A 6457-nucleotide genomic window follows, 5' to 3' on the forward strand; every position below is an offset into this window, starting at 1 on the left:
GTGTGGAGGGGGAGCTGGTCCAGGGCGGCGGCGGCCAGTGCGGCCCGGAGCGAGTCGTCATCCGCTTGGGGGGCGGCCTGCCGGAGATTGTCCGCGACGGTCGTGTCGGCGATCCAGTCGTCCGCCTCGACGAGGGTGAGCGTATCGGCGACCACGCTCGTGGGCAGGGACTCGACAGTCGCGCCGGCGAGGAGTACCGCCCCGGGGGCGGCAGGGGTGATCCGTCCGGCCAGGGTCTGGAGCAGGGTGCTCTTCCCGCTGCCGTTCGGTCCGGTGACCACGACGACGCTGCGGGGTCCGATCACCGCCGACCACCGGGTGCCGTCGTCGCCGGCTCCCGCGGATACCTGGCGTGCCACCAGGGACCGTGTCGGCCCTGCGGAGGGCGGCGGGGACGTGGTCCTCTGTCCGCTGCGGAACGGGCGGTTCGCCAGGTCAGCCAGCCGCAGGGCGGCGTCGGCAGCCAAACCGTGGTCGCGGAGCAGGTGGGGGAGCGTCTCCATCAGCTCGTACCCCGCCGCTACCAGCAGCACCTCGCCGATGGCGGCGGCGGCCGGCTGGCGGAACACCGGACCGTACAGCGTGAGCAGCAGGACCGCTGTCTGGCCGGTCATCGCCAGCAGCCGCAGCAGCAGCCGGGACCGGCGCATCAGCGCCGTGGCTGCGTTCTCGGCCTGTTGTGCCCGGCGGAGGGAGTGCGCGACCTGGTCGCGGATCAGGCCGACGGCGCCGAGGCAGCGCAGTTCGGGCAGCGCGGAGCGGGCGCTGAGCAGGGCGGTGCGGGCGGCGGCGCGGGCGGTTGCGGCTGCCTGCTGGTGGTTCCGGGTCCGCCGGTGGGCGGCGACCGCGGTGGATGCGGAGAGGGCGAGGAGGAGCAGTTCGGCGGTGCCCGCCGGCGGACTCGCCACCAGCAGCAGGGCGACGACGGCGGCGGCGGTCAGGCCGATTCCGGCCAGCGGTGGGACGACCTGGGCGGCCATTCCGGCGACCGCGCCGACGTCACTGGTGAGTCGGGCCATCAGGGCGCCGTCGCGCTGGTTGCGCAGTTCGCGGAGCGGCACGGTGGTCGCGGTGCGCACCAGTCGGGTGCGCAGTGAGACCGTGGCGCCGAGCAGCGAACCATGGCTGACCAGGCGTTCGGTGTAGCGCAGGCCGGTGCGGCTCAGGGCGAGGGCGCGGACCGCCCCCGAGGGGTACATCCAGGACCAGGTGGTGTTCGCCTGGACGGTGACCACCGCGCAGGAGGTCAGGAACCAACCGGACACGCCCAGCAGCCCGGCGGCGCAGAGTTCGGCGATCCCGGCGAGCAGTGCGGCGAACAGCAGGTCGCGCCGCGCGCGGCGGTCGGCCGCCGTCCACAGCAGCCTCAGTGCAGTCATCGCTCCTCCCCGACCGCGGCGAGCCGTCCCCGGCTCAGCCACACGATGTCGTCGGCGATGCCGAGCAGTGCCGGGCTGTGGGTGGTGAGCAGCACGGTACGGCTGCGCGCGAGCATCCGGATGGCGTCGATGACGCGAGCCTCGCCGTCCGGGTCCAGATGGGCTGTGGGTTCGTCGAGGCACAGCAGCGGGGAGTCGCGCAGCAGGGTCCGGACCAGTACAAGTTGCTGCACCTGTCCGGAGGACAGTCCCCAGCCGCGCTCGCCGACTCGGGTCGCCAGGCCCTGGGGGAGCGCGGTCAGCAGCTCCTCGAAGCCCAGTGCGGCGAACGCCTCCGTCAGCTGCCGGTCGTCGGCGTCGCGCCGGGCCAGCAGCAGGTTGTCGCGGAGCGTGCCCGGGAGGAGGTAGGACGGCTGCCCGGCCCATGCGGTCATGGCCGGCGAGGCGAGCAGCGTTGCGGGACTCACGTTGTGCAGGCACCATCCGCGGTCCGGGACGCGCAGGCCTGCCGCCACCGAGAGCAGGGTGGTCTTGCCCGCGCCGCTGGGCCCGCTGATGGCCAGGACGGAACCCGGTTGCACGGTCAGGGTGACGTCGTCCAGGGCGCGGTCGTCGCGCCCCGGGTAGTGGACCCGTACGCGCTCCATGATGACGCCGGCCGGGCTGGTCCGGCCCGACCGGCGTGCGGTGGGCGCGTGGGCCAGGGACGGGCGGGGCGGGGTGGCCGGAGTCGTGTCGATGATCCCGGCGATCAGCTCGGCCGCGGCGGCGGCCTCGGCGCGGGCGTGGTAGCCGCGGGCCAACTCCCGGGCGGGGGCGAAGTATGCCGGGGTCAGGACGAGTACGAACAGTGCCCTGCCCAGCGTCATGGTGGAAGGGACGATCGGCAGGTCGAGGTAGCCGAGCAGGGCGAGTCCGCAGTACGTGGCCACCACAGCCATGGCCAGGGTGATGAGCAGCTCGATCCAGGCGGTCGACAGGAAGGCCACCCGCAGCACGGTCTGGGTGCGCTCGGCCAGTTCCCGGTCGTCCGCCTCGGTCGCGCGCACCACCTCCTCGCCGGCTCCCAGCCCGACGAGCGTGGGCAGTCCGCGCAATCTGTCCAGCAGGCGGGTGTTCAGCGTCCGCGTGGCGCTGAGCTGGGCGTGCACAGCGGCGCGGGTGCCCATGCCGATCACCTTGAGGTTGAACGGCAGCAGCGGGGTCGCCAGCAGCAGCACCAGAGCGACGGCCCAGTTGCCGGTCAGTACGGCGGCCAGCACGACGCCGCTGCCCAGCAGCATCGCGCGGCGGGCGGGGACGTAGCTGGTCAGCCACCCGGCCAGTCGGCCCACCTCGTTCTCCAGCGCCTCACCGAGGGCGGCGTCGGACACCTGCTCGGCCGGCCTGCCCGCGGTGGGCAGCGCAGCCCGGAGCAGACGGCCGCGGAGGTGGTCCTGGACGGCGGCCGCCCCTTCATCGGCCATCCGGTCGGCGGCCGCGAGCAGGGTTGCGCGCAGCAGCAGCCCGGCGGCGACCAGGGCCGCACCGCAGAGCACGGGAGCCAGGGTCACGCCTTGGTGCAGGGACCGCAGTGCGGCCTGGGCCGCCCAGCCGAGCCCGGCGGCCCACACGACCTGACCCGCAGCCGCCAGTCCGCGCAGCGTGCCGGCCCGCCGGAAGGCGGGTTCGCCGACCGCGGCCCATGCGGTGAGCAGCCGGGCCGACCCGTCGTCGTCGCGGCCGAGCCGGGCGAGGTGGTCGGAGATGTCGCTCACTTCTCGGCCGTCCCGAGATCGAAGTACCCGTCGGCAGCAGCGCGGCGGTCGGACCGGATCCACACCGCGAGTGCGGTGACACCGCACACCGCGATCGCGGTCGGACCGATCCACGTCCCCTTGCCGCCGAAGACATCCTGCGAGACGGCGGCCAGTGCAACGCCCAGCAGCGTCAGCAGCACCCGCCGGGCCACGACGACCGCACGCGGACCGTCGCCCGGTGCCTGCGCCACCGCAGCGGGCCGCTGTGCCGCAGCGGTGGCGGTGGCGTCCGACGGGTCGGCAGCGGGGGCCGTCTCCGGCGGCGGAGAGAACTTGCCGCGGAAGACCCACCACGCGTAGACGTTGTACGCCAGGACGACCGGCATGCAGCCGCCCACCCCGATGACCAGGAACATCTGAGAGGCGTGCGGGGCGGCCGCGGCGCGCACCGTCAGGTCGGGCGGGACGACGACGGGTGCGGTGGCGGCGACCAGCGCGAGCAGGCCCGCGGCCTCCGCACCGGCCACGGCAGCGAACGGACGCCAATCCGGCCGCCGGCCGAAGCCGTACCAGGCGGTCAGCCCGCAGACCGCGGCCACCGCAACCGCCACACCGAACAGTGCCGCCCGGAGCGTCTGGTCGAACCGGAAGTGCTGCGGGTCCGAGAACCGGAGCCCCACTCCAAGGACGACGCAGGCTCCCGCCACCGCCAGGAGCAGTGGCCGGCCCAGCCGCCCCGCCCGGTGGTGGGCCGTCCCCGTCGTCTTGTCCTGCAGCCATGCGGCGCCTGCCAGCAGGTGGAGGCATGCCATCCCCAGGGCGGTGAGCGCACTGTACGGCGTCAGCCAGTCCCAGGTTCCGCCGGTGAACATCCCGCCGCGGTGCGGCAGCCCGGACAGCAGGGCCCCGACGACGAGACCCTGGCACAAGGCGGCGACCAGCGACGCGAGCCCGAAGACCAAGCCCCAGCCGCGCCGGTATCCGGGGGTGGCGCTCTGGAGCTCGATGGCCGCGCCGCGCATCACGATGGCGAGCAGCATGACGACCAGGGGCAGGTAGACGCCGGGCAGCACGGTCGCGTAGACACCGGGCAGGCCCGCCCACAGCGCGACGCCCGCCAGGATGAGCCAGCTCTCGTTGGCGTCCCAGGCGGTGGCGATCAGCTCGTTGTACTCCTTGCGCCGCCGGTCGCTGCGGTCGAACAGGCTGAGGATGCCGATGCCCAGGTCGTACCCGTCGAGCAGCAGATAGGCGCCGAGTGCGAGGAGCACCAGGGCGTACGACGCGTACTCAAGCACAACTGACCTCCGAGGGGTGAGCGGTGGTGCCGACGTCGGCCAGCAGGTGCTCCGGGCCGGTCCGTACGGTTCGGACGATGTAGCGGATCCACAGACCGAGCAGGAGCGCGTAGACGGTGACAAAGCCGGTGAGGCTCGAGATCGCTGCGCCGAGGGAGAGACGGGAGACGGCGTCGCCGGTGCGGATCAGGCCGTAGACCACCCAGGGCTGCCGCCCGGTCTCCGCGGTGATCCAGCCACCGCTGATGGCCACCACGCCGGCCGGGGCCATCCAGACCATCAGCCGGTGGAACCGCCGGGCCGTGTAGAGCCTGCCGCGCAGCCTCAGCACCACTCCGGCGAAGGCCATGGCGAACATCGCCAGAGCGGTGAAGTACATCGCCCGGAAGCCGTAGAAGGCGGACCACATGTTGGGGCGCTCGTCCTTCGGTGTCCGCAGCAGCCCCGGGACGTTCGCCTTGCCGGACAGGTCCTTGCCGATCACGGCGCCCAGGTGCGGGATCTCGACATGGACCCGGTTCTCGCCCTTGCCGGTGTCGGGCACCACGAGCAGGTTGTATCCGTTGTTGTCGGTCTTCCAGTTGCCCTCGAAGGCCTCCAGCTTCGCCGGCTGGTGCGCGCCCATGAACCCGGCGGTCTGGTCCCCGACGTAGAGCTGCACGGGCATCAGGATGGCCAGCACCCCGAGGGCGATGGACAGGGTGCGGCGTGCGAAGGGCAGCGCCCGCTGCTTGACGAGGTACCAGGCGGCGATTCCGCCGATGAACCAGGCGGCGCTGATCAGCACCGCGAGCAGGATGTGCGGGAACCGGTAGGTGAACGCCGGGTTGAACAGTACGTGCCACCAGTCGTCGGGCCGGAACTGGCCGCCCACCTCGGTGAAGCCCACGGGGTCCTGCATCCAGCTGTTGGCAGCCAGGATCCAGGTGGTGGACAGCAGGGTCCCCACGACGAGCATCCAGCAGGCGAACGCCATGGTCCGCGGGCGCACCCGGCCGTCGCCATACAGCATGATGCCGATGAATCCGGCTTCCAGAAAGAAGGCCGTGATGACCTCCATGCCGATGATGACGCCCAGGATCGGCCCGACCGCATGGGCGTAACCGCCCCAGTTGAGGCCGAACTCGAAGGTCATCACCGCTCCGGCGACCACGCCGAGGCCGAACCCGACCGCGAATATCTTCTTCCAGAAGCGGAATATCTGGAGATACAGCGGGTTTCCGGTCCTGAGATGGATCGTGTACATCACCGCCAGAAAGGCGGAGAGCCCGACGGTCAGCGCGGGAAAGCTCATGTGGAAGACCGCGGTGACGGCGAACTGCCATCGGGAAATCTCCACCACTGCGGGCGAGGCCACGGTGTCTCCTGTCGGTCGTGTTCTCCTGGGATTCCGCAGAAATCGTCTGCCTGCCGCGTCACCGTAGGGCCGCCGACGGGCCTCCTTTTGTCCGCCCGTGCACCACCGATTTCCTCGCAGTGCAAGGTGCGGGCGAGGGCGGATCAGTGCGCTCACGGGCCGGAGAAGTGCACTGCTGGGCAACACGGGAACGCGGGGAGGTCCTAGCGTCCTGTTCCGGCAGCCGAGTGGGCCTGGGGCCCACTCGGCCGGCCCCAGTCATCCGTATCCCGCACCGGACGCAATTGCGACATTCCCGTCCGGCCTCACCCTGTGGAGTCTGCCCAGTGCCTACGATGCCGGTCGGCGGGTTGGTTCCCCGCGCCGTCGACGACGCCGCGGACGTGGTCGTCCGCAATGCCAAGATCTACACCGGTGACAGCGGTCGCTCGCACGCGGGGGCGCTCGCCATCCGGGACGGCCGTGTGCTGGTCGTGGGCGACGACGCGGAGGTCGCTCCCCATGTCGGGCCCGCCACCACCGTCGTCGACGCGCTCGGCCGACGCGTCGTGCCCGGCCTCAACGACGCGCATCTGCATGTGATCCGGGGAGGCCTCAACTACGTCCTGGAACTGCGCTGGGACGGTGTGACCTCGCTGCGCCAGGCCCTGGCCATGCTGCGCGAGCAGGTGGCCCGCACACCCA

The 6457-nt window shown here is 72.1% G+C and carries 5 protein-coding genes; 1 reads left to right on the top strand and 4 read right to left on the bottom strand.

The window, feature by feature from the left end; all coding sequences use genetic code 11:
- The 4 genes from AOK09_RS29160 to AOK09_RS29175 form a co-directional block, all read right to left on the bottom strand.
- Positions 1-1379 (bottom strand): ATP-binding cassette domain-containing protein (locus AOK09_RS29160; RefSeq protein WP_055590238.1); only part of this gene is annotated, 1379 nt, incomplete at its 3' end.
- A complete protein-coding gene (locus tag AOK09_RS29165; RefSeq protein WP_055590239.1) occupies positions 1376-3136 on the bottom strand; it encodes an ATP-binding cassette domain-containing protein in 1761 nt (586 codons plus the stop codon). The genes AOK09_RS29165 and AOK09_RS29160, both read right to left, overlap by 4 nt.
- Entirely contained in the window at positions 3133-4416 is a 1284-nt protein-coding gene (locus tag AOK09_RS29170) for a cytochrome d ubiquinol oxidase subunit II (protein ID WP_055590240.1), read from the bottom strand. Before AOK09_RS29170 ends, AOK09_RS29165 begins: the two co-directional genes overlap by 4 nt.
- The gene (locus AOK09_RS29175; RefSeq protein WP_055590241.1) at positions 4409-5773 is read right to left on the bottom strand and encodes a cytochrome ubiquinol oxidase subunit I; all 1365 of its coding nucleotides are present in this window, start codon (positions 5771-5773) and stop codon (positions 4409-4411) included. Before AOK09_RS29175 ends, AOK09_RS29170 begins: the two co-directional genes overlap by 8 nt.
- Positions 5774-6108: 335 nt before the next feature.
- Here AOK09_RS29175 and AOK09_RS29180 point away from each other — a divergent pair.
- Positions 6109-6457, top strand: a 349-nt coding sequence (locus AOK09_RS29180; RefSeq protein WP_175609361.1) for an amidohydrolase family protein, incomplete at its 3' end; no start/stop codon positions are given.

Origin of the sequence: Peterkaempfera griseoplana (assembly GCF_001418575.1) — a bacterium.
Classification (GTDB): domain Bacteria; phylum Actinomycetota; class Actinomycetes; order Streptomycetales; family Streptomycetaceae; genus Peterkaempfera; species Peterkaempfera griseoplana.